We start from the raw sequence: 20,500 nt of genomic DNA, 5'->3' as shown, positions 1-20,500 counted from the left end.
GGCCGGTCAGGCCTGGGGCACCGGCGTCGGCTTGCCATCAGCATCGAGCGCGACCATGACGAAGGTCGCTTCGGTGACTTTTTCCATGACATGGGTCAGATAGCGTTGGGCCCAGGTCTCGACCTTGAGCGTCATGGATGTGCGGCCGACGCGGCTGATTTCCGTATAGACGCACAGCGTGTCGCCGATCTTGACCGGCATGGCAAAGGCCATCTCCTGGACGGCAGCCGTGACGACGCGGCCTCGGGCACGCTCGGCCGCCCGGATGCCGCAGGCAAGGTCCATCTGGGCCATGACCCAGCCACCGAAGATATCGCCTGCCGCATTGGCGTCTGCCGGCATGGCAAGTGTCCTTAGGGTCAGTTCGCCGGTGGGTGTTTGCGTTGTACCGATCATCATTCTGTCGAGACTCCTGTGTGTGCTGCACAGAGAAGTACGCGGAGCAGCCGGTGCGCCACTACTAATATTCACATACAAAAAAGTACCCGTAACATTTTGTAAGACCGCATTTACGGAGTTTAGAACTGATAAATATCAAAATTTGGCATTCGAATCAAAGTTGGGGGTGGAAAGCATGAAATCGGTGTCTCTGTCTGTGCGGCTATACGCACTGGTCGCACTGGCTCTGGCGGTACTCGTGGGCACACTGACATACAGCCTCGTTCAATCATATGACGCGCTGGTACACGAGCGTCGTCTGGGTCTGGCCCAAATCAATGATCAGGCGATCTCGATTTTCGACACGTATCACAAGCAGGAGCTTGACGGCACGCTGTCGCGCGAGGAGGCGCAGGCGCGGGCCAAGGAAGTCACCGGCGCGATGCGCTACAATCCTGACGGCTACTACTTCGTCATCGATATGCAGCCGGCCATGGTCATGCATCCGATCAAGCCGGAACTGAACGGCAAGGATCTGAGCCAGAACAAGGACCCGAACGGCAAGTTCCTGTTCGTCGAGTTCGTCAATACGGTCAAAGCTAGCAAGGAAGGCTTCGTCGACTATTACTGGCCGAAGCCTGGCTTCGAAGAGCCGGTCGAGAAGCTGTCTCATGTGATCGGCTACGAGCCATGGGGCTGGGTGGTCGGCACGGGCGTCTACTCTGATGACCTCGCAGTGCTCTTCCGCGGCACGGCGCTCCGCTATGGTGTCGTGATTGGTCTTGCGGGCATCGGCATGGTGTTCTTTGCCTATCTCGTTGTGCGCAGCATCGTGCATCCGATCAACCGCCTGAAGGGCGCAATGAACGACATCGCTGAGGAGCGCGTCGACGTTTCCATCGGTGACATCGAGCGTCGGGATGAGATCGGCGGCATGGCCAAGACGCTTGAGGTTCTGCGTGGCAGCGTGCGCGAACGCATCGAGCTGCGCGATCGCGAAGCGCAGCAGCAGGCTAATCTGAACGGCGAACGCGAGCGCAACGAGCTCAATCTGCGCACCTCTTCCGAGCGGCAGAACCATGCGATCAATGCGCTGGGTTCGGCGCTGGAGCGTCTGGCAGAAGGTGATCTCACCGTGCAGATCGGCGTCATCGGTTCGGAATACGAAAAGCTGCGCGACGACTTCAACCGCGCAGTGGAATCACTGGGCGGCGTCATTGCCGCGATCAACCAGACGAGTGACATCGTAACGTCCTCGGCCGGCAATATCAGCGAGGCGACCAACAACCTGTCGAAGCGCACCGAGCAGCAGGCGGCAGCCCTCGAAGAGACGGCGGCGGCCCTCGACGAGATCACCGCAACCGTTCGCACGGCGGCTGAACGCGCCAATGAGGCACGTCAGATGGTGGCCGAGACCAAGTCGAGCGCCAACCGCTCCGGCGAGATCGTCCGCAGCGCGGTCGATGCCATGGGCCGGATCGAGGGATCCTCGCAGAAGATCAGCCAGATCATCTCCGTCATCGACGAGATTGCCTTCCAGACCAACCTGCTGGCACTGAACGCGGGCGTCGAGGCGGCGCGTGCCGGTGAAGCGGGTCGCGGCTTTGCCGTCGTGGCGCAGGAAGTGCGGGAACTGGCGCAGCGTTCGGCGAATGCGGCGAAGGAGATCAAGACGCTGATCAGCGCATCGGCTGCCGAAGTCGATACCGGCGTTGGCCTGGTGCGCTCGACCGGCGAGGCACTGATCGAGATCGAGGCCTTGGTCAACCGCGTCAACGAAAGCGTCAACACGATCGCGACCGCGGCGAAGGAACAGGCCACGGGCCTGGCCGAGATCAATACCTCGGTCAACCACATGGACCAGATGACGCAGCAGAATGCGGCGATGGTCGAGGAAACCTCGGCTGCCGGCCAGTCGCTGGCGGAAGAGAGCTACAACCTGCGCCAGCTGCTCTCGCGCCTCAAGGTGAACGCTGCGCAGGCGGCGGCCGGTCATCGCCGGGCGGCGTAAGCGTCAGGCTTGACGCACGGACAATCGACAGACCGGGGCCGGCGGAGCGATCTGCCGGCCCCTAGTTTTTGCCCTGGATTCCTCAAGGTTTTCGTTCATGGCGCATTAAGCCGGGATCGCCTATGCTGTCTTTCGTTGTCCCATAAGGGGATATCGAGGGTGAAATGAGTGTTGCGTTTTCGTCCCTTGGCAGCCGGCTGACGGTTGCCGTCCTTTCGCTCCTTCTCGTCGCCGGTTGTTCCGGCAGCGACCGGATTCCTTTCGCTGACGTTGGAGGGCCGCGCGCCGGCGACCAGCTCATCGGCAAGGTCGATCGCAGCAAAGACGGGCGGGTGCTTGTCGGTCGCGTCGGCGACCCACGAGCGGAGGCGGCGGCCTATGCGCCGCGGGCTGCCCAAAACGGTGGCGCCCAGGGGCTGGACTATCTCGATACACCCAACCTGGCTGACAGCGATGCCCCACAGGCCGCGCCGATGATGGCGGCGGGCACTGAGGCGCCTGTTGACGCCCAGGACCAGACAATGAGCGCGATGTTGATCCCGGAAGGCGGCGTCAATATTGACGGCGCGCTCGGTATCGGGGCCGAGCCCGGGATTTCCGATGTCGCTTACGCGGATGCGACGAGTCCGGTCGGCGTGCAGCCGCATGTGGTGACGCAAGGCGGGGCCATGGCGATTGCCGAGGGCAATACCAGCCAGCCGGTGGTCGACGGGATCGGCTTCGACGAGCCGACCCAGATCGTGACGGGGCCGAGCGGGGCGCAGCAGCCCGTGATGCAGGAAACGCAGGTGGCCGAGATGTCGGAGGAGGGCGGGATCCTGCCGCTTTCGGTGGATAGCGGCAGTTCCGGCATTGATGATCCGGTCCCCGTTTCGAGCCGGCGGACAGCGGCGGCTTCGAAAGCGCGGGCGCCTGTGGGCAAGGATTGTTCGCTCTATCTCGACAAGCGGAACTGCCGCTGAGTCGCTCCTGAGTTCGTGTCCTATTTTGCTAAATGCCTAATCGTTTCCTGGTAAGCGCTTGCTGACGTTCTGGTCCGGACCTCACCGGCGGGTGCGGGGGTGCTGGGGGGGGATGGGTGTGGGTGCTTGGCCATCATGCGTGGATTTTGGGAAAAGGCCCCTCCCAACCCTCCCCACAAGGGGGAGGGCTTAATCCGGCGGTACGGTCGTCTTTGCTGCCGGGTGCCGGGGCGATGGGCGATTGTGGGGGCAGGAGGGGCGCGAGCCGTACCGCCCGGGGCTTTGGCAGGCTTGCGGGCGGGGCGGTGAGCGCCTAGAGGCTTGGACAGGGGTGGTTGGCCTTCCACCACAGTCAGTGTCGCGCGGGGCCCCGCGCTTGATCCTGCCGCTTTCCTCGCCGCCCGGCCGGGCGGTCTTATCTCCGGAGTAGCCATGCCGCCGATTGCCGATATCCTGTTTTTCGTCGCTCTTCTGGCGGCGGCCGGCGCCGTGGCGGGGCTGCTGGCCGGCGTGTTCGGGATTGGCGGGGGCGCGGTGCTGGTGCCGGTCTTCTACCAGGTCTTCGGCTATGCCGGGATCCCGGAAGAGGTGATCATGCATCTGGCCGTTGGCACCTCGACAGCGCTGATTGTGCCGACCTCGATCCGCTCGTTCCAGGCGCATCGCAAGCGCGGGGCTGTTGATATGGACCTCCTGAAAGGCTGGACGATCGCGGTGCCGCTCGGCGCGCTTCTCGCCACCGTGGTCGCTGCTTACGTCTCGAGCGAAGGTCTTCGCCTGTTCTTCGCCGTCATGGGCCTGGTTCTCGCCGCCCGCATGCTCTTCCTCTCCATCCGCATGCATCTGGGAACCGAACTGCCGGGCCAGCCCTTCCGCTTCCTGACCGGATCGGCGATCGGGCTCTTTTCGGGGCTGATGGGGGTCGGCGGTGGGGTGTTCAACAACACCTTCATGACGCTTTACGGAAGGCCGATCCACCAGGCGGTGGCGACGTCGTCAGGTGTAGGGGTCTTGATCTCGATCCCGGCCTTTTTCGGCTTCATCTACGCTGGCTGGGGCGAGGCCGGCCTGCCGCCGTTTTCGACAGGCTTCGTCAACTGGATCGTCTTTGCGGTGATCTTCCCGATCGCCATGCTGGTCACGCCCTATGGCGCGCAGCTGGCGCACCGGCTCAACAAGCGGCAGCTGGAACTGGGTTTTGCGGTGTTTCTGCTGTTTGTCTCGGCGCGGTTCTTCTGGAGCCTGTACGGGTGAGGGCCATGTGCGTGCCGGCGTTGTCGATGCGTTCCTGGTAAAACAGCAATCCCTTCTTGAGTTTGTCGCAAAGCTGGTCTCTCCTGTCGGCACCGATCAACGGTGACACAATGAGGGAGACCGGCATGGGTTTGTTCAATTTCATCAAGAGTGCGGGCAAGAAGCTCGGCATCGGCGGCGATGACGACGCGCCGGATGCGGAGGCCGTGCAGAAGGAACTCGCCTCGCACGGGCTCGGCACCGATGCCGTCCAGGTCGAGGTTGTCGAGGACAAAGTGGTGCTGAAGGGCACGGTCAAGGATCAGTCGATTTTCGAGAAGGCCGTGGTCGCCGTCGGCAATACGCTCGGCATCTCCTCGGTCGAGGCCGCCGAACTGACGATCGCCGAGACGCCGGACGCAGCCCCGGTCGCCGCCAAGGAGCCGGTCTTCTACACGGTCAAGAAGGGCGACAATCTCTGGAAGATCGCCGAGGCGCACTATGGCAAGGGCAAGGGCGCGAAGAACCCGGTGATTTTTGAGGCCAACCGGCCGATGCTGAGCCATCCCGACAAGATCTATCCGGGGCAGGTGTTGCGGATTCCGGAGTTGGAGGGGTGATGGGGGCGGGCTGCCTCGACGGTGGCCCGCGCATTGTTGCGGCGCTGGTGAGGGTAGGCTTGGAGGGAGGGCGGAAAAAGCCTTTCAAATCAGCGTACTAAGCCGCGAACTACAGCGTTATAGTAGCCCAATTTTGTAGCAAGGCGCAATAGGATCACAGGCTGGACGATACTCCGGGGCAGCTTTGCAATTCTGTAGGACTGTGTGGTGGCGCTGCTAGTTGCCACCACACATGCGAAATCCTTGACGGTTGCGCTTGATTTGAGATGCTACTCAGGGCCACAATGTCTTCAAGAGGCAGTATGAAGCGCTTTTTACTGAAATTGGCAGCCGGTACCCCACATGCAAATTAGCTTCGAACAGCTGTATGAAATTGACGAAATATTCAGTAAAAAAGGGTGGCGAGGATTAAAAAACAATAGAGGGGTGGCAATAGAAGATATTGCTTTCTCACTATTCGAGCGTCTCGAAGACGAGGAGGAGTTCGATCTCGTAAAGGTTCTTCTGGAAAAGTATTTTCTATGTACGCATTACGATGATTATTGCTTTCAGATGGCGCGCAACATAGAAGAAACTTTCTCAGGAGAGAAAATTGTTATAATTCCTGTGAGCGATGCCAAGGGTAAGATCAAAAGCGGTCATGCCATCGGCTATGATCTGACCCGCTTCTTAGAAGATGAAAATTTCTCTGAGATGTTGGTGTTGGAGTCTCTTGATAGTGTGAGTCATCGGATTGCTGAGTTTAGCATCATCGTTGTCGACGACTTTGTGGGCAGCGGATCGCAATTTAGAGCATTCGTTCGAAAGTGTGCGGCGGCTTACGGCCTATCTTACCGGGACGTGTACCTGTATTCGATTGCTATGATGTCCAAGGCACGAACTCGCATAAGCGATTACTGCTACTCAGCTGTGCCTCTTCTAGAGCTTTCTCCTGCGCTTTCTGGCTCCAGTTCGTTTGGATCCGGTTGGGATCCCCTTGCGGTATATGATCGAATTGAAGATCGCGCATCTGTCAGTAAGGGTTATCGTCGCGGTTATCTGAAGTCAGAAGCGCTGGTGACTATGAAAAAGACCCCGAACAACACTCTCCCGATTTTTTGGTGTCGAAATGATAGTGAGGGGGGAACTTGGCCTGCCATTTTCCCGAGAGGATAGCCATGTCAGTATCTTTAGGTGATGCGGTGCTGATTGCCATCGCGCGAGATGGATCGCTCTCTACTGTTGAGGGAATGGGATTTACCGCTTCACAGATTGCGGGAGCGTTGAGGCAGCATCTGAAGGATGGTCTGCTGGTTCGAAGTGGCTCGAAATTTTTGCTGGGCCCTAATGTCGTTCTTCCGAACATCAAGCGTGGACCGAGAAAAATACTACCGCCACTTGCAGAACACATGGTTGAAAAAATGGACGAAAATGCTCAGTATGTGATTGAGCATCGAACGTTCACTCAGATCAGAGACAGAGTTAGACCCCAGCGGTAATGCCGCAGGATTGGCGAGTCGCCAATCTGGATTGGATGGCACTTCAGGCCCATTCAATGGAAATGAATTTTTCACGGAGCGAAAAATGTAATTTCCATTGAAGCGCCTAAAGGCGCACTACCTGAAGGTAATGGTTATTTAGTAACTGGAACGTTCGATGCTCAAATTCCAATTCGCACAAGAATATGTGCAACTGGATCTTTTTAGCGATTTCGGATCTGAGGATCGCTACGAAATAGTTCAGGAATATATCGACGGGATTGCGATTAACAACGCGAAGCCAGTGCTTGACTCACTGCATCTTTCGAAGATTTTGGGCCTCTCGGAGTATTTTCTTCACTCCGTATCAGCGTCTCCGGAGAATTTCTACAGAGAGTATAAAGTTCCGAAGAAAAGCGGCGGGATGCGTATCATCAACGAACCGCTGCCTACTCTTAAGCTAGTTCAGAAATCAATAGTTGATGACTTGCTACGTAACGTAGAGCCGCATAAAGCCGCAAAAGCTTACAGGAAAAATCACACGTTGCGTGGCAATGCGGTGATTCACCGCAAACGCCCTTACATGCTTAAGGTCGATATAAAGGACTTTTTTCCAAATATCGATACTCATTCAATTTATCAGCTTTTCTTTGGGCTGGGTTATACTGCTCAAGTCGCGCGACTACTGACGGGTCTGTGTACTTTGAACAATGGGCTGCCGCAGGGCGCCCCAACTAGTCCACTTCTCTCCAATCTGGTTATGCGCGGATTCGACGCCGCAGTTTTCGGCCACTGCATCGAGAAGGAGATCTTCTACACTCGATACGCTGACGACATGGCCTTCAGCTCTAAAGCGCCTGATTTGCCGAGCCTCCTTCCCTTCCTGAGGCAGGAGCTGAAAAAATGCCGCCTGCAGATCAATGACAAGAAAACGGATTTCGCGGGTAAGGGTGCCCGGAAGTTCGTCACCGGCATTGTCGTGAATGAACGGCTAAACATCTTGAAAGATGAGCGGAGGAAATTACGCCAGGAGATGTACTATATCAGAAGGTTTGGTCTCAATGGGCACCTCCGAAAGACTGACAACGACAGCGCGAATTATATAGATCGCCTGTTAGGTCGATTGAATTTTGCGTACTTCGTAACAAAGGAAGCAAAGTTTCAGGACGACATGCGGTACATTATTCAGCTGAAGCGTGTTGTATAAAAGTCCGATTTCTGAAAGTGCAAAGCTACTTTATTGATTTCTGAAATTCTAAATGACTGCATGAGAGTAAAAACGGGTGCCATAAAGCCTAGCATCCTGCCTTGCGTCTCTACTATAGCGAGGCATTCTAAGTCTTTCGGGTTCGTTTTCACGCGTCGGATCGGCGTTTGTACACACGTCATCTATTTGCGCCAAGAGGTGCGTGAGAGCTGAGGACGATTCTGAGTAGATGCTTCGTGCGGTCCTCAGGGCGTTGAGGCCGGCACTTATGACGTCGTTCGCCGAGGCATAGGTGCCGGCGCTGACGAGGCGATCGATATAGTCGGACTGTTCAGGGGGCAGATCGAAGGCGCTTTTTTCGGTTGGGGCCATACCCTGTCTCCGTGCGAAGCTGAGGGCAGGTTAGCATGTCAGAGCGGGAATTGCAGCCTGTTGGATTGGCTGCTCGCGATGACAAAGGCCCCTCTCAAACCCTCCCCACAAGGGGGAGGGCTTAACCTGGGCGCGCCCTTTGTGGCTCGTGGCCTAGACCACCACCCCCGTCCGGTTGCTCGACATCGTCAGCTTGCGTTCGGCGCGCTCCTGCTGGGGAGAGCGGTTGTAGAGTTCGCGGTAACACTTGGAGAAGTGGGAGGCGGAGACGAAGCCGCAGGCGACGGCGACTTCGACGACGGGCATGGAGGACTGGACGAGCAGGTGGCGGGCGCGGTCGAGGCGGATTTCGAGATAGTAGCGGGCGGGGGAGCGGCCCATCTCTTGTCTGAAGAGGCGCTCGATCTGGCGGCGGGAGAGGCCGGCGTCGTCGGCGATTTCCAGAAGCGACAGCGGTTCTGCGAGATTGGCTTCCATCAGCTCGATGATCTGCAGCACCTTGGAATTCTGCACGCCGAGGCGGGCGCGCAGCGGCAGGCGCTGGCGGTCGTTGGCGGAGCGGACGCGGTCGGTCAGATGCTGTTCGCAGACGCGGTTGACGAGGCCTTCGCCAAAATCCTGGCCGATCAGGTTCAGCATCATGTCGAGCGAGGCGGTGCCGCCTGCACAGGTGTAGAGATTGCCGTCGACTTCGTAGAGGTCGGCATAGACTTCGGCCTGTGGGAAGGTTTCCGAGAAGCCGGGCAGGTTTTCCCAGTGGATGGCGCAGCGCTTGCCATTCAACAGGCCGGCCTGGGCCAGCACATGGGCGCCCGTACAGAGCGAGCCGACCGCGACATTGCGGTTATAGGCCTCGCGCAGCCAGGCATTGACCGACTTGTTGTTGAACTCCTCGACATAGATGCCGGAACAGACAATCGCCATGTTCGGGCGGTTTTCGCCGCCGAGAAAGCGGCGCTCGTCGGCGAGCGAGGAATTCACCTCGATGCCGATGCCCGAGGAGGAATAGACCTTCTGGCCATCGACGGAGGCGAGGCGCCACTCATAGGCGGCATAACCCAGCATGCGATTGGCGATGCGCAGCGTCTCGATGGCGCCGGCAAAGGGCAGAAGGGTGAAATGCGGGACGAGGAAGAAGACGATCGAACGCTTCTTGGTTTGCGGCTGTATCTTGCTCATGATGATGCCCAGTTGTCCTTGCTGCCGTTCCCTTGTTTTGCAGGCATGCTCCGCCTGAATCGATCGGCGCGATTGTCGTTTTACGACATTGTCATCCTATCGCGCGCCGCGCCCGCATCGGCAATTGCTAAAGAACGACATTTTCCGACTTTTTTCAGGCTGCGACGCCGTGAGCCAGGCGCCTGACGCGGCACGGCGGCAGGTAATTGAAAAACCTTGATTTCGCGGATTGGGCTGGGAGGCGGGCACTGCCCCGTTTGCGACGTGATGGGGCGGCTCCGTCGCAAACGGGTTGCCGGAGCGGCGCGAGGCGCCGCCGGGGTCGGCGGCCAGTGTCAGGGCGCGGTGTCGCCGGAAGGCCAGCCGAGGTCCTTGCGCAGGTCGAAGGGCAGGGCTTCGAGGGCGGCCGCGTCAAGACGCCGGCGGCGGTGCTCGGCGAGGGCGCGGGACAGCGTCCGGATGATGGTCGCGAGGCGATCGGCGGCATGGCTTGCGCGCTCGTCGAGCGTTCGGGCGGCGGCGGTCAGGCCGGCGCTGTCAGTGCGCGCGTTGAGCCGCGGGATCGTCCGGGAACTCGGCCGAGGCAAAGGGGTGTCGCAGCAAACCATGGTCATGGTTGTTATCCTCTTGGTGGTGGCCCGTCTTTCGCCTTGTTGGTTGGGCCAGAGCTCTGTTGTGATCGGCTTCGTTCCATCAATCAAACGAATGTTTCTGATGTTTGTCATTCTGAAATCTGATCAATTGGCGATGGCGGGTGAGGCCGATATCATCGCGCAGGGCGGGGCCGAGGATGGCGAGCGCCGCGCGGGTCTGCTCGCGCACGGCATGGCGGCGAGTGTTGCTGAGCAGCGTCTCAAGCTTCTGCTGGACGGTCTGGAAACCTTGCTGTGTCATGCGGCAATCCTCCTGTTGGCGGTCTGTGAGGAGAAGGATGCGCCCGGATTGACATTCAATCAAACGCAATAGTATCGTTCTCAAGTTCAATTTTGTTGAAGGTCAATCCTCATGACTCTCATGCTCCGCCAGCCGCTTCCGCTGCTCGACAACGATGTTCTCCGGACCTTCGTGGCAATCGCCGAGACCGGCAGTTTCACCACCGCCGCCGACCGGGTCTATCGCACGCCTTCGGCCGTCTCGATGCAGATCAAGAAGCTGGAGGAGCAGCTGAATGTGACGCTGTTCCTGCGCGATGCGCGCTCGGTGACGCTGACCGAAAGCGGCGAGGTGCTGCTTCCCTATGCGAGGCGCATGCTGGCGCTGTCGAACGAGGCGGTGGGGCGCTTCCGCATGCCCGAGATGAAGGGGGTCGTCAGGCTCGGCGCACCCGACGATATCGGCGAGCGCTTCATGCCGACGATCCTGCGTCGCTTTGCCGAGCTCTATCCGCTGATCATGGTGGACCTGACGGTCGATACATCGGGTGCGCTTCGGCGCCGGCTTGCCGAGCAGCGGCTGGATCTGACACTGGTCAATTGCGCGCCGGGTCAGGTGGTGCATGAGGGCGAGGTGATCCACCAGGAACAACTGGTCTGGGCGGGTGCCAAATGCGGTACGGCGCATATCCGCGATCCGCTGCCCGTGTCGATCTGGGAGGATGGCTGCTGCTGGCGGGCGGATGCGCTGGCCAGGCTCGACAAGGACAAGCGGCCCTATCGCATCGCCTATCTTTCGGCGCACACGATGGCGCAGCGGGCCGCCGTGATTGCCGATCTCGCGGTGGCGCCGCTTCCGCGCAGTTATCTCACCGACGACATGACGGCGCTGGGTTCCAAGCACGGGCTGCCGGAGCTGGGGTCCTTCGAGGTGCGGTTGCTCACCGGCAAGGAGACGTCGGAGACGATCCAGGCGGTGGCCGACAGCGTGCGTTATGCGTTTTCCGAGATGATCGGGATGGCGGCGTAAGCCTGCGCGATCGGTAAGCGGTTAGGGAATTGGCTTATTAGCGAATGGCGAACAGGATTTGAGTTGATATGACGGATGACAAGCAGCCGGCGCTGCGGCTCGAGGATTTTGCGGGGCAGGCTTACGACAAGCTGCGTTATGGCGATACGGACCGGCAGGGGCATGTCAACAATGCCGTCTTTGCCACCTTCATGGAAACGGGGCGTGTGGAGCTGATCTACAACCCGCAAGATCCGCTGCTCGAGGACGGCTTTTCCTTCGTGCTGGCCAAGCTCGATATTGACTATATCGCCGAGGTTTTGTGGCCGGGTAAGGTCGAGATCGGTACGCGGGTAACGCGTGTCGGGCGGTCGTCGGTCTCCATGCAACAGGCGGTGTTTCAGGCGGCCAAGCTCTGTGCCTCTGCCGAGACGGTGGTGGTGCATTTCGACCAGACGACGCGCAAGTCGCATCCGTTTTCGGAGGCGCAGCGGGCGAAGCTCGAGGGGTGGATGCAGGCGGGGTGAGGTGTCAGGCGATCCCGGCGAGGTGGGCTTTCTCGCCGAGCTGGATCACACTGCGGCTCTTCCACTGGGTGTTTTCCGCGAGATGGGTGATGCTGCCTGAGGGGACGGGGAAACTGACCCGGCCGAGGCATTCGATCGGCATACCGATCCACCAGGCGATGACGAAGGTCAGTGCGAAGCCGTGGGTAACGATGACAAGGGCGTCGGCTGGATCGGCCATCAGCGCATCCATGGCGCCGTAGATGCGGGTGCCGGTCTGGCGGCGGGTTTCGGCCCCCTCGATGCCGCCGGTGTCGTCGAGGCCGCCATCATCGGGCACCGGCAGGCGGCGCGTGTCGAGCCAGGCCTGGGGCTTTCCTTCCGCGACACCGTAGCTCATTTCGCGCAGGCCGGGCGTCAGGCGGGGCGTGAGGGAGAGGTGTCTGCCGATGATTTCGGCGGTCTCGCTGCAGCGCAGGAGGTCGGAGGAGACGAGGGCCGGGGTGTCTTCGGCGCAGAGTTCGGTGATGCGGGCGGCGATCGCGTCTGCCTGACGGCGGCCGAGATCGGTGAGCGCGGTATCATACCAGCCGCCGACGCGGCCTTCGACATGATGGACCGATTGCGGATGGGTGACGACGTAAAGGGTCTTCATGCGGGGCCTCGCTTTCGATGCGCGCCCCCGCAATTGGAGGCCTGGATCAGGTCTGCTTTTCGTAGAGAGCCTGGCTCTCCGTCAAGACCTCGTCGAGGCGTCTGCCCGCTTCAAAGTGGGCGAGGTGGTCGGGGAAGGTCACACCTTCGGGCACGTTGGGGCAGATTTCGGGCAGGCCGAGCCGTGTCTCGACCGGGATGACGCCGGCCCAGACGCGGGCATCGACATCGGCTGGGTCGTCGGAGACGCCGCCTGAGCGGACCTTTGCCGAGGCCTCCTCGATGCGCATGCCGACGACCATGGTGCCCTTGGCTTCCTGCGGGTCGTTTTCGCGCAACACGTCGGTGCGGCCGGGATAGAAGCGGTCGACGACGGCTTTGAGCGCGTCCGCCTTTTCCTCCGGGTCGTCGATGATATGGGCCGTGCCGAAGCACATGGCGGAGCGGTAATTGGCCGAATGGTGGAAGCCGGAGCGGGCGAGCACGAGGCCGTCGAGATGGGCAACGGTCAGGCAAACGGGGATGCCGGACTTCTGGCTCTTCAGCATGCGGCTCGCGGACGAACCGTGCCAGAACAGCCAGTCGCCGTCGCGCCAGTGGATGGTCGGCGTGCAATAGGGCTGGCCGTCAATGACATAGGCGACGTGACAGAGCAGGGCCGCATCGAGCACGGCATAGACGGCGTCGCGGTCGTAAGCCGCGCGCTCATGCAGGCGTTTTGCCCGGTTGCGCGGGGTAACGGGGAAGGATTGTGGCTCGGGTTTCTCGTTCATGCTTGCCTCCTGACGGCTGATGCGGCAGGGATAGTCTGATAGATTGGTCCAAAGAAGATCCATAATGGCTAAAAATATCCGAACCAATTCCGACTGGTCTGCGAGCACGCCGATGCTGCCGGCGCAGGGGCCGCGGCGGCTGGCGCTCTATCGTTCGCTGCGCGGGCTGATCGAGAGCGGGCAGATGAAGCCCGGTGACAAGCTGCCGACGACGCGGGATATCGCCAAACGGTTTGGCGTGTCGCGTGGGGCGGCCGTTGCAGCCTATGAGATGTTGGTGGCCGACGGATTTGCCGAAGCGCGGGTGGGGGCGGGGACCTATGTGGCCGAGGCCGTGCCACTGTTGCAGGCCGTGCCCGAGCCGCGGGTGATCGAGGTCCAAGAGGTGGCAGCGCCGCTGCCCGGCGCACTCGGTTGTTCGACGGCGGACGAGACGACGCTTCGCATCTTCCGCATGCTGATGAACCGGCATCTCACGCAGCCCTCGGCGCGTCATTTTCATTATAACGATCCGGCGGGAAGTCATGCGCTGCGGGTGGAAGTTGCTGCTTACCTCAAGGCGGCGCGCGGGGTGGTCTGCGAGCCTGATCAGGTGATCATGACGGCGGGCACGCAGCAGGGGCTGGATCTCGCGGTCAGGGCGCTGCTCAAACCCGGCGATCCGGTCTGGATCGAGGACCCCTGTTATGCAGCGGCGCGCGAATTGTTTGACGGCACGGGGATTGCCGTGACGCCGGCGCCTGTCGATGGCGAAGGGATCGATGTGGCCTCAGGGATTGCGGCGCGGCCGGATGCCAAGGCCGTCTATGTGACGCCGTCGCATCAGTATCCGCTGGGTGTGACGCTTTCCATGGCCAGGCGGCTTGCCCTGATCGACTGGGCGCGGGCCACGGGAGCCTATATCATCGAGGATGATTACGACAGCGAGTTCCGCTTTGCCGGCCCGCCCTTGAGCGCGCTTCAGGGCATCGATGGCGAGGGGCGGGTGATCTATTTGGGCACGTTTTCGAAGACGCTGCTGCCCGGTTTTCGCTTCGGCTATCTCGTGGTTCCCCGGCATTTACGTGAGCGAGTGCTGGCAATTCGCCGGCTAACGGATCGCTTTCCGTCGACGCTGGCCGAGGATGCGCTGACGGAATTCCTGCGCGACGGGCATTTTTCGGCGCATATCAAGCGGGCGCGCAAGCGGGTGAAGGCGGCGCGGGATGCGCTCATCGAGGCGCTCCGCTGCGATCGGCTCGCGGTGACCGTCCCGGAACAGGGTTTGCATCTGGTGGCAGAGCTCGACGGGGCGGAAGACGATGTGGCGCTGGCGGCTGAGGCGCGGGCCGTTGGTTTCGGCGTCAAGGCGCTGTCGCCGCTTTATCATGGCGAGACGAAACGGCGCGGACTGGTGATCGGCTTTTCCGGCTTTGCGCCTGACGTGCTGGCGCAGGCGGCCCGGCGTTTCGTGTCAGGCCTTCAAGGCTCGCCGATGCGCGACGCCGTCGACCCAGATCGTCAGCATCTGAGATAAGAGCTGCTGCGGCGGCGCAGGGTTTGGCCGCGACTGCTTTAGCCCTTCCGACATTTCGAAGACGATGACCTCATGGAACAGCGCCTGGGCACCCCGGGCGTAAAGGCGTGCTTCGTCTGATGGGAGAGCGGGATAGGCGCGGGTGAAGAGGGCAGCAACCTGGTCTTCCACCTCGAAGCAGAGGCGCATGAAGGTCTCGGTATAGGGGCCGGTGACGATGGCCGCCTGGCTGAGATAGAGCCCGGCAAAGGCCGGCTCGCGGCAGAAATAGGTGAGCCAGGGGCTGAGCAAAGCGCCAATCTGGGTGTCGAGCATTGCTTCTGGATCGATACCGACGCCCTTGCGGCCGGCTTCGGCCAGCTGCTCGATCTCGGTCAGGCCGAGGGCCGCCAGGAGATTGGTCTTGTCGCCGAAATGGGCAAAGACGCTGGATTTCGCGACTTTGGCGGCATTGGCGATCTGGTCGATGCTGGTCTGCTCGTAACCCTGACGGGAAAAGAGGTCTCGCGCGGCGGCCAGAATATGGTCCCTGGTCTGACGGCTGCGGGTTTGGCGAAGCTTCATGCGCGATTCCTTTTGGTCGAGCCTACGCCAAATATATGTTGACCACGGTCAATTTCACCTTCATAAAATGACCACGGTCAAAAATACGAGTATTCCTCATGTCCTTCCTGTCGCGCGATGCACAGCCCTCCCGGCTTCTTGTTCTCAATGGCAATCCGGCCAGGGATGCCCTGTGCGGCGCCATGGCGGAAAAGATCGCCGACGAGGCGCGGCGGCGCGGCCAGACGGTTCGGCTGGTGCACCTTGAGGATCTCGATTTCGACGCCAATCTTCGCCAAGGCTACCGCGCGCGCATGGAATGGGAACCGGATCTTCAGGCCTTTGCCGATAGCCTGACCTGGTGCGACCGGCTGGTGATCGTGCATCCACTCTGGTGGGGATCGGCGCCGGCGCAGTTGAAGGGCCTGCTAGACCGTGTCCTAATGCCCGGTTTCGGCTTTCAATACATCGAGGGCAAGGCCTTCCCGAAGCCGCTGCTCGCTGGCCGCAAGGCCCGCGTCGTCATCACCTCGGATACGCCGACCTTCTTTCTCAAATGGTTTTACGGCAATGGCTGGGTGAAGGTGCTGAGACGCCAGATCCTCGGCTTCTGTGGCTTCAAGGATCTGAAGGTGAAGTATTTCAGCCCCGTGCGTGGGGCAAAGCCCGAGGCCTTGGCGAAGATGGTGGAGGACGCGGCGGGGATTTTGGGGTGAGGGGAAGGGTCGATTTGGGGCCGGGAGGGGACGGGTGGGTTCTCGGAATGAGATGAGTTAAGCTGACATTCTGCTCAGCGTTTTGTGCAACAAAACTAGGCGCGACGGCCGGAATGAAAGCGCATAGCGGTAAACATTTCCGCAAGGGGGCCTAGAGCAGGCCGCCCGGTTCTGAAGGCCCGGAAGAAATAGCGGCCATAGATTGCGTGCAATCTCCATGGCCGCGTGCGACCTCATTGTCGCCGTTCGGATTGTTACCTTCGCCGTCCGAAACTTGCCATTGGTTCGGTGCCGCCAAATGGTAGATCTGTAGCCAATGCGGATGGTTGGGTTTCTATGGTTGGCCTCCCTGGCGACCGCCTTTGAGTGTTCGTTCCACCGAGCCCATGCGTTAGTCTCTTAGGCTAGAGGGCGCGATCCTTCCGTCGAACTGTCTCTGCGGCTTGCCAGCCAATTCGGGCGCTTGGGGCATCAACTGCCGAGCATTTGACCGGCATGTTACTGCGTTCGCGCTCAACCGCATCTTTGAAACGCTTACCCTTGTCCGCCCGAAAGCGCTTGCCGGTACTGGTAGTGAAAGTGATCCGATCCAGGCGCAAATGCCGAAAGTCCTGGGCGGTCTCGCACCAGATTGTCACGAGCCAAGCATTCTCGAACAACGTTAACCCCAAGGGTCGCGCTTCTCTCGTCGACGGACGACCTTCAGAGTTCCGGTATCCGACAGTCAGTATCTCCTTGCTGGCAATCGCACGCCGCAGTGTGGCGAAGGTCGACGAGTTGCCATCACTGTTCATCTGTCGGGAAGGACCTGCCTCCAGCGCGGGTTCAATCATGTTGTCCTTTTGCGCATCGCCAAGCACCGAGGAAATCTTGGCCGCCGCACGCTCCGCCGCCCTGTCGAGGACCGGCCCAGCGCGTTCGGAGACGAGTTTCAGCCCCAGAATGAGAGCGTCCAGTTCGTCGGACTCGAACCGCAGCGAAGGCAGAAAGTAACCCTTCTCCATGACATACCCCAGGCCGCCCTCGCCGCGGATCGGAGCGCCCATCGCCTGCAGGTCTGCGATGTCGCGATAGATGGACCTGACAGAGACGCGCAGGTCGGCCGCCAGTGATGCCGCAGTAACAGGCGTGGAGCGCAGCCGCATGAAATCAAGCAGTCGGAACAAGCGAAATAAGCGCACCAGAAGGCCCCTGACAAAAACTGTCGCAGCCTAGCAGCAATGTCCGGCCATCGAAACTGAAATGGGAAAGACAAATGAAACTTTGGAACTTTGGCGCGGTCGCCCTGCTGACCGCAACACTTGCAACCCAAATCCACGCGGAGGAAGACATGGACCAGACGGCAATTCTCGAAACCATCTCAGCTATGACCACAGCCTTTGCAGCGGGCAACATCGATGGGGTTATGGCGACCTATGAACCTTCGGCCGTCGTGATCGCCCAACCGGGCCAGCCTGTCGCCGGCGATGCCGCCCTTCGCGCCATGTTCGCCGAATTCGTCGCAAGCGGCGTGAACTTTGCGTACGGCGCGCATGAGGTTGTCGTCGCAGGCGACACTGGTCTCCACCTGATGTCCTGCACCGCGCCTGGGCCGGACGGTCCGATGACATCGCTTTCGGTCGCCGTGCTGCACCGGCAGCCGGATGGAAGCTGGAAGATCGTGATTGACCATCCGTTCGGTGACGCCGTGATGGATCAGGAATAGAAAACAACGGGCTTCATGAAAAAAAAGACCGAAGGACCGGCGCTTGCGCCGGTCCAGAGAGAATTGGATTTGGGCGGCGACCGGTCGTGGCCCACGGGGAGACGCAGTGGGCGGATTGGCGTCCACCGGGACGACAACCGCCTTCAGGACGAGTGCTCGATAAGCTGACTTTGACCACCGGCTCGCTGCCAACCACGATCTACCGCGCAGGGTCGGGCCTATGATTGCGGCGCTTGATACCCTCCTCACTCACCGCATCGAGTATCCGCCTGCACTCAAGACGCCCTCAGGGTGGAAATTGCGCCGAAAAGCTGGCGATGCCTAAGTACGGCGGCTTGAATATATGCTGTTTGCAACGTAAATCCAGAAGCTGCGAGTCCCCTTTCCGCCCGGTTTACGCCTTGCGGCTGGTGGGGTGGACCGTCAGCTTTTGGAAGACCGAAAAGTCGGCTCGAACAGCCAAATGGAAGGCGCGAAGGCAACGAGACTTCCCCGCGGAGAATGGCCGCTTTCAGTGACGGCAAGCAACTGTGCTTGCGGCAGGATTGAAGGCGCAAAGCTGCCTCTCAAAACAGGAACGCACCCACCCTCCTACTCCCGCGACCGCCGCCGTCTTCGCCCGCCACCCTCGCCATCGCCCTCCGACAACACCTTCCGCTCCGGCAGCGTCACGACGCTTGCGAGCTTCGGGAACGGGTCGACCTTGTTCGGCAGCGCCATGGCGTCGATGAAGAGTTGCTGGAAATGCGGCTCCAGCGCCGTTTCGATCTTTTCGATGCGGGTGACGGTTTCCTCGATTTCGCGGCGGTAGTCGCGGTTGAGGAGGGCCATCAGGGCGCCTGTGCCGGCGGCGTTGCCGACGGCCTTGACTTCATCGAGCTCGCAATCGGGGATGAGGCCCAGCACCATCGCGTATTTCGGATCGATGAAGGAGCCGAAGGCGCCGGCGAAGCGGATGGTGTCGACGGTTTCGACTTCGAGCTTTTCCATCAGGAGCTTGATGCCGGCATAAAGGGCTGCCTTGGCGAGCTGGATGGCGCGCACATCGTTCTGGGTGACGGTGATCTTCTGGGCGCCGTCATGCAGCAGGTAAGAGAAGGTGCGGCCGTTTTCGAGAATTCTATGGCTTTTCGCAGCCATGCCACCGTCGACGACGCCATCGGTGGAGATGACGCCGGAGAGATACATTTCGGCGACGACTTCGATGATCGCCGAGCCGCAGATGCCGGTGATGCCGGTCTTTTCCGCGGCCTCGGCAAAACCCTCTTCATCGGACCACTGCTCGACACCGATGACCTTGAAGCGGGGTTCCAGCGTTTCCGGATCGATGCGGACGCGCTCGATGGCGCCGGGGGCGGCGCGCTGGCCGCAGGAGATTTCAGCACCTTCGAAGGCGGGGCCCGTGGGGGAGGAGGCTGCTACCGTGCGTTCGCGGTTACCAAGGACGATCTCGGCATTGGTGCCGACATCGACGAGCAGCATCATCTTGTCCTGACGATGCGGGCCTTCCGAGAGCGTGGCACCGGCGGCATCCGCGCCGACATGGCCGGCGATGCAGGGGAGGCAATAGACGCGGGCCCCATGATTGATGGCAAGATCGATCTCGCGCGACCAGGTGTGCACGGCGCCGGAGACGGCGAGCGCAAAGGGCGCCTGGCCGAGCTCCGTCGGGTCGATGCCGAGGAAGAGGTGGTGCATGATCGGGTTGGCGACGAAGACAGCATCGAGGATGTCGTTGGGGTCGACGCCAGCTTCCGCGCAGACCTTGACGGTGAGATCGTTGATCGCCTGACGCACGGCCTTGGTCATCGCCTCGCGCCCGTCAGGGTTCATCATCACATAGGAGACGCGGCTCATCAGATCCTCGCCGAAGCGGATCTGCGGGTTCGACGTGCCGGAGGAGGCGATGACGCGGCCTGACAGAAGCGAGACGAGATGCATGGCGATCGTCGTCGAGCCGATGTCGCAGGCGATGCCATAGGCCTCGTTGTGCAGCCCCGGCCAGAGCGCGATCATGTTGGGGCGCGAGGTGTCGAGGTCGCGGTGGATGGCGGCGGTGACGCCCCAATTGCCCTTGCGCAAGGTCTTCTGGACATCCGGCAGGAGATGCTGCGCAACGAGGATGTCGTTGAAACCCCAGTCCTTTTCCAGCATCAGGTTCAGGCGGTCGAGATCGCCAAGCGGCTTATGCATGTCGGGTTCGTCAACCTCGACATAACACAGCTGGATGGCCGGATTGCGCGGGAAGGTGCGGTCGGTCGCGGCCTTGCGGATGACCTGGGCATTGACGACCGTATCCGGCGGCACGTCGACGACGAGATCGCCGTGGATGGTGGCCGAGCAGGAGAGGCGGCGGCCTTCCGGGATGGTGCGGACCTCGGCGTAACGCTTTTCCTTTGGCCCGACCGGCGAGATATGGTCGTTCGACGAGGTGATGCCGTGTTTGGCGAACTGGCCTTCCTGGACCTCGATCTGGCAACGCCCGCAGGTGGCGCGACCGCCGCAAACGCTCTCCACGTAGACGCCAAGCGTGCGCGCTGCTTCGAGCACTGTGGTGCCGATGGGGAAACGGCCACGCTTGCCGGAGGGCATGAAGAGGACGAGGGGATCGGTTGCGTCGGTCATTCTGGTCTTTCGGTTTCGAGGGACGTCTCCCTCATCTGTTGTGCGGAGGTTTTACCCCCCTGTCACTGCGTGACATCTCCCCCACATGGGGGGAGAGTGGTGCTTCGATCACTCCGTCGGTGCGCCACCGCCCACACGCGCGGCACGGCCGCCGCGGCGGCC

The 20,500-nt window shown here is 60.8% G+C and carries 21 protein-coding genes; 13 read left to right on the top strand and 8 right to left on the bottom strand.

All coding sequences use genetic code 11. From position 1 onward, the window contains the following. Window positions 1-6: 6 nt before the first annotated feature. A complete protein-coding gene (locus IP85_RS19725; RefSeq protein ID WP_082347838.1) occupies window positions 7-396 on the bottom strand; it encodes an acyl-CoA thioesterase in 390 nt (129 codons plus the stop codon). 178 nt (window positions 397-574) lie between these two features. Between IP85_RS19725 and IP85_RS19720 the strand changes: the two genes are divergently transcribed. From IP85_RS19720 to IP85_RS19690, 7 genes are all read left to right on the top strand, one after another. Further along, the gene (locus tag IP85_RS19720) at window positions 575-2,389 is read left to right on the top strand and encodes a methyl-accepting chemotaxis protein (protein WP_054151375.1); all 1,815 of its coding nucleotides are present in this window, start codon (window positions 575-577) and stop codon (window positions 2,387-2,389) included. A gap of 164 nt (window positions 2,390-2,553) precedes the next feature. Further along, window positions 2,554-3,351, top strand: coding sequence for a hypothetical protein (locus tag IP85_RS19715; protein WP_054151374.1), 798 nt, complete (start codon window positions 2,554-2,556; stop codon window positions 3,349-3,351). A 432-nt stretch (window positions 3,352-3,783) separates the two neighbouring features. After that, entirely contained in the window at window positions 3,784-4,605 is an 822-nt protein-coding gene (locus IP85_RS19710; RefSeq protein ID WP_054151373.1) for a sulfite exporter TauE/SafE family protein, read from the top strand. 125 nt (window positions 4,606-4,730) lie between these two features. Then, window positions 4,731-5,204 (top strand): peptidoglycan-binding protein LysM, encoded by a 474-nt coding sequence (lysM, locus tag IP85_RS19705; RefSeq protein ID WP_054151372.1) that lies wholly within the window; start codon window positions 4,731-4,733, stop codon window positions 5,202-5,204. 342 nt (window positions 5,205-5,546) lie between these two features. Further along, entirely contained in the window at window positions 5,547-6,359 is an 813-nt protein-coding gene (locus IP85_RS19700) for a hypothetical protein (RefSeq protein ID WP_054151371.1), read from the top strand. 2 nt (window positions 6,360-6,361) lie between these two features. Continuing rightward, window positions 6,362-6,682 carry a hypothetical protein gene (locus IP85_RS19695; RefSeq protein ID WP_054151370.1) on the top strand — a complete coding sequence of 107 codons (321 nt, stop codon included), beginning with the start codon at window positions 6,362-6,364 and terminating at the stop codon, window positions 6,680-6,682. A 157-nt stretch (window positions 6,683-6,839) separates the two neighbouring features. Next, complete coding sequence (locus IP85_RS19690) at window positions 6,840-7,868, top strand: reverse transcriptase domain-containing protein (RefSeq protein WP_054151369.1); 1,029 nt, start codon at window positions 6,840-6,842, stop codon at window positions 7,866-7,868. Between the two features lie 525 nt (window positions 7,869-8,393). Here IP85_RS19690 and IP85_RS19680 read toward each other — a convergent pair. Next, the gene (locus IP85_RS19680) at window positions 8,394-9,419 is read right to left on the bottom strand and encodes a GlxA family transcriptional regulator (RefSeq protein ID WP_006727769.1); all 1,026 of its coding nucleotides are present in this window, start codon (window positions 9,417-9,419) and stop codon (window positions 8,394-8,396) included. A 335-nt stretch (window positions 9,420-9,754) separates the two neighbouring features. After that, complete coding sequence (locus tag IP85_RS19675) at window positions 9,755-10,033, bottom strand: hypothetical protein (protein WP_054151368.1); 279 nt, start codon at window positions 10,031-10,033, stop codon at window positions 9,755-9,757. On the opposite strand from IP85_RS19675, the gene IP85_RS22455 reads away from it, so the two are divergent. The 3 genes from IP85_RS22455 to IP85_RS19660 all read left to right on the top strand — a co-directional run bounded on the left by IP85_RS22455 (window position 10,026) and on the right by IP85_RS19660 (window position 11,827). Then, complete coding sequence (locus IP85_RS22455) at window positions 10,026-10,385, top strand: hypothetical protein (RefSeq protein ID WP_197278032.1); 360 nt, start codon at window positions 10,026-10,028, stop codon at window positions 10,383-10,385. The two genes, IP85_RS19675 and IP85_RS22455, sit on opposite strands and share 8 nt — an antisense overlap. Before the next feature lie 39 nt (window positions 10,386-10,424). Further along, a complete protein-coding gene (locus tag IP85_RS19665; RefSeq protein WP_054151366.1) occupies window positions 10,425-11,321 on the top strand; it encodes a LysR family transcriptional regulator in 897 nt (298 codons plus the stop codon). Between the two features lie 68 nt (window positions 11,322-11,389). Further along, on the top strand, window positions 11,390-11,827 hold the full coding sequence (locus IP85_RS19660; RefSeq protein ID WP_054151365.1) for a thioesterase family protein: 438 nt from the start codon (window positions 11,390-11,392) through the stop codon (window positions 11,825-11,827). A 4-nt stretch (window positions 11,828-11,831) separates the two neighbouring features. Here IP85_RS19660 and IP85_RS19655 read toward each other — a convergent pair whose 3' ends face one another. Together IP85_RS19655 and IP85_RS19650 are read right to left on the bottom strand one after the other, a co-directional pair. Next, window positions 11,832-12,461 (bottom strand): histidine phosphatase family protein, encoded by a 630-nt coding sequence (locus IP85_RS19655; RefSeq protein WP_054151364.1) that lies wholly within the window; start codon window positions 12,459-12,461, stop codon window positions 11,832-11,834. 46 nt (window positions 12,462-12,507) lie between these two features. Next, window positions 12,508-13,233 carry a pyridoxamine 5'-phosphate oxidase family protein gene (locus IP85_RS19650; RefSeq protein ID WP_054151384.1) on the bottom strand — a complete coding sequence of 242 codons (726 nt, stop codon included), beginning with the start codon at window positions 13,231-13,233 and terminating at the stop codon, window positions 12,508-12,510. A gap of 64 nt (window positions 13,234-13,297) precedes the next feature. Here IP85_RS19650 and IP85_RS19645 point away from each other — a divergent pair, with 64 nt between their 5' ends. Continuing rightward, entirely contained in the window at window positions 13,298-14,749 is a 1,452-nt protein-coding gene (locus IP85_RS19645) for a PLP-dependent aminotransferase family protein (RefSeq protein WP_054151363.1), read from the top strand. Here IP85_RS19645 and IP85_RS19640 read toward each other — a convergent pair. Further along, window positions 14,687-15,313 carry a TetR/AcrR family transcriptional regulator gene (locus tag IP85_RS19640; protein ID WP_054151362.1) on the bottom strand — a complete coding sequence of 209 codons (627 nt, stop codon included), beginning with the start codon at window positions 15,311-15,313 and terminating at the stop codon, window positions 14,687-14,689. The genes IP85_RS19645 and IP85_RS19640 overlap by 63 nt on opposite strands. A gap of 98 nt (window positions 15,314-15,411) precedes the next feature. Between IP85_RS19640 and IP85_RS19635 the strand changes: the two genes are divergently transcribed. Then, complete coding sequence (locus IP85_RS19635) at window positions 15,412-16,008, top strand: NAD(P)H-dependent oxidoreductase (RefSeq protein ID WP_054151361.1); 597 nt, start codon at window positions 15,412-15,414, stop codon at window positions 16,006-16,008. Between the two features lie 404 nt (window positions 16,009-16,412). On the opposite strand, the gene IP85_RS19630 is transcribed toward IP85_RS19635, so the two are convergent. Continuing rightward, window positions 16,413-17,189, bottom strand: a complete 777-nt coding sequence (locus IP85_RS19630; protein ID WP_082347833.1) for a YafY family protein — start codon at window positions 17,187-17,189, stop codon at window positions 16,413-16,415. A 74-nt stretch (window positions 17,190-17,263) separates the two neighbouring features. On the opposite strand from IP85_RS19630, the gene IP85_RS19625 reads away from it, so the two are divergent. Further along, the gene (locus IP85_RS19625) at window positions 17,264-17,713 is read left to right on the top strand and encodes a nuclear transport factor 2 family protein (RefSeq protein WP_054151360.1); all 450 of its coding nucleotides are present in this window, start codon (window positions 17,264-17,266) and stop codon (window positions 17,711-17,713) included. Window positions 17,714-18,304: 591 nt separating this feature from the next. Here IP85_RS19625 and IP85_RS19620 read toward each other — a convergent pair. Continuing rightward, on the bottom strand, window positions 18,305-20,338 hold the full coding sequence (locus IP85_RS19620) for an ASKHA domain-containing protein (RefSeq protein ID WP_054151359.1): 2,034 nt from the start codon (window positions 20,336-20,338) through the stop codon (window positions 18,305-18,307). Between the last annotated feature and the right edge of the window lie 162 nt (window positions 20,339-20,500).

Source organism: Rhizobium sp. AAP116, from assembly GCF_001295785.1.
In the GTDB taxonomy this organism is placed as follows: domain Bacteria; phylum Pseudomonadota; class Alphaproteobacteria; order Rhizobiales; family Rhizobiaceae; genus Allorhizobium.
This window is presented reverse-complemented; position numbering and strand designations above follow the sequence as displayed.

Bases quoted from the DNA above. Each gene is read 5' to 3' on its own strand.
- IP85_RS19725 (WP_082347838.1), bottom strand. From the start codon at position 396: ATGATCGGTACAACGCAAACACCCACCGGCGAACTGACCCTAAGGACA.
- IP85_RS19720 (WP_054151375.1), top strand. From the start codon at position 575: ATGAAATCGGTGTCTCTGTCTGTGCGGCTATACGCACTGGTCGCACTG.
- IP85_RS19715 (WP_054151374.1), top strand. From the start codon at position 2,554: ATGAGTGTTGCGTTTTCGTCCCTTGGCAGCCGGCTGACGGTTGCCGTC.
- IP85_RS19710 (WP_054151373.1), top strand. From the start codon at position 3,784: ATGCCGCCGATTGCCGATATCCTGTTTTTCGTCGCTCTTCTGGCGGCG.
- lysM (WP_054151372.1), top strand. From the start codon at position 4,731: ATGGGTTTGTTCAATTTCATCAAGAGTGCGGGCAAGAAGCTCGGCATC.
- IP85_RS19700 (WP_054151371.1), top strand. From the start codon at position 5,547: ATGCAAATTAGCTTCGAACAGCTGTATGAAATTGACGAAATATTCAGT.
- IP85_RS19695 (WP_054151370.1), top strand. From the start codon at position 6,362: ATGTCAGTATCTTTAGGTGATGCGGTGCTGATTGCCATCGCGCGAGAT.
- IP85_RS19690 (WP_054151369.1), top strand. From the start codon at position 6,840: ATGCTCAAATTCCAATTCGCACAAGAATATGTGCAACTGGATCTTTTT.
- IP85_RS19680 (WP_006727769.1), bottom strand. From the start codon at position 9,419: ATGAGCAAGATACAGCCGCAAACCAAGAAGCGTTCGATCGTCTTCTTC.
- IP85_RS22455 (WP_197278032.1), top strand. From the start codon at position 10,026: ATGGTCATGGTTGTTATCCTCTTGGTGGTGGCCCGTCTTTCGCCTTGT.
- IP85_RS19675 (WP_054151368.1), bottom strand. From the start codon at position 10,033: ATGACCATGGTTTGCTGCGACACCCCTTTGCCTCGGCCGAGTTCCCGG.
- IP85_RS19665 (WP_054151366.1), top strand. From the start codon at position 10,425: ATGACTCTCATGCTCCGCCAGCCGCTTCCGCTGCTCGACAACGATGTT.
- IP85_RS19660 (WP_054151365.1), top strand. From the start codon at position 11,390: ATGACGGATGACAAGCAGCCGGCGCTGCGGCTCGAGGATTTTGCGGGG.
- IP85_RS19655 (WP_054151364.1), bottom strand. From the start codon at position 12,461: ATGAAGACCCTTTACGTCGTCACCCATCCGCAATCGGTCCATCATGTC.
- IP85_RS19650 (WP_054151384.1), bottom strand. From the start codon at position 13,233: ATGAACGAGAAACCCGAGCCACAATCCTTCCCCGTTACCCCGCGCAAC.
- IP85_RS19645 (WP_054151363.1), top strand. From the start codon at position 13,298: ATGGCTAAAAATATCCGAACCAATTCCGACTGGTCTGCGAGCACGCCG.
- IP85_RS19640 (WP_054151362.1), bottom strand. From the start codon at position 15,313: ATGAAGCTTCGCCAAACCCGCAGCCGTCAGACCAGGGACCATATTCTG.
- IP85_RS19635 (WP_054151361.1), top strand. From the start codon at position 15,412: ATGTCCTTCCTGTCGCGCGATGCACAGCCCTCCCGGCTTCTTGTTCTC.
- IP85_RS19625 (WP_054151360.1), top strand. From the start codon at position 17,264: ATGAAACTTTGGAACTTTGGCGCGGTCGCCCTGCTGACCGCAACACTT.
- IP85_RS19620 (WP_054151359.1), bottom strand. From the start codon at position 20,338: ATGACCGACGCAACCGATCCCCTCGTCCTCTTCATGCCCTCCGGCAAG.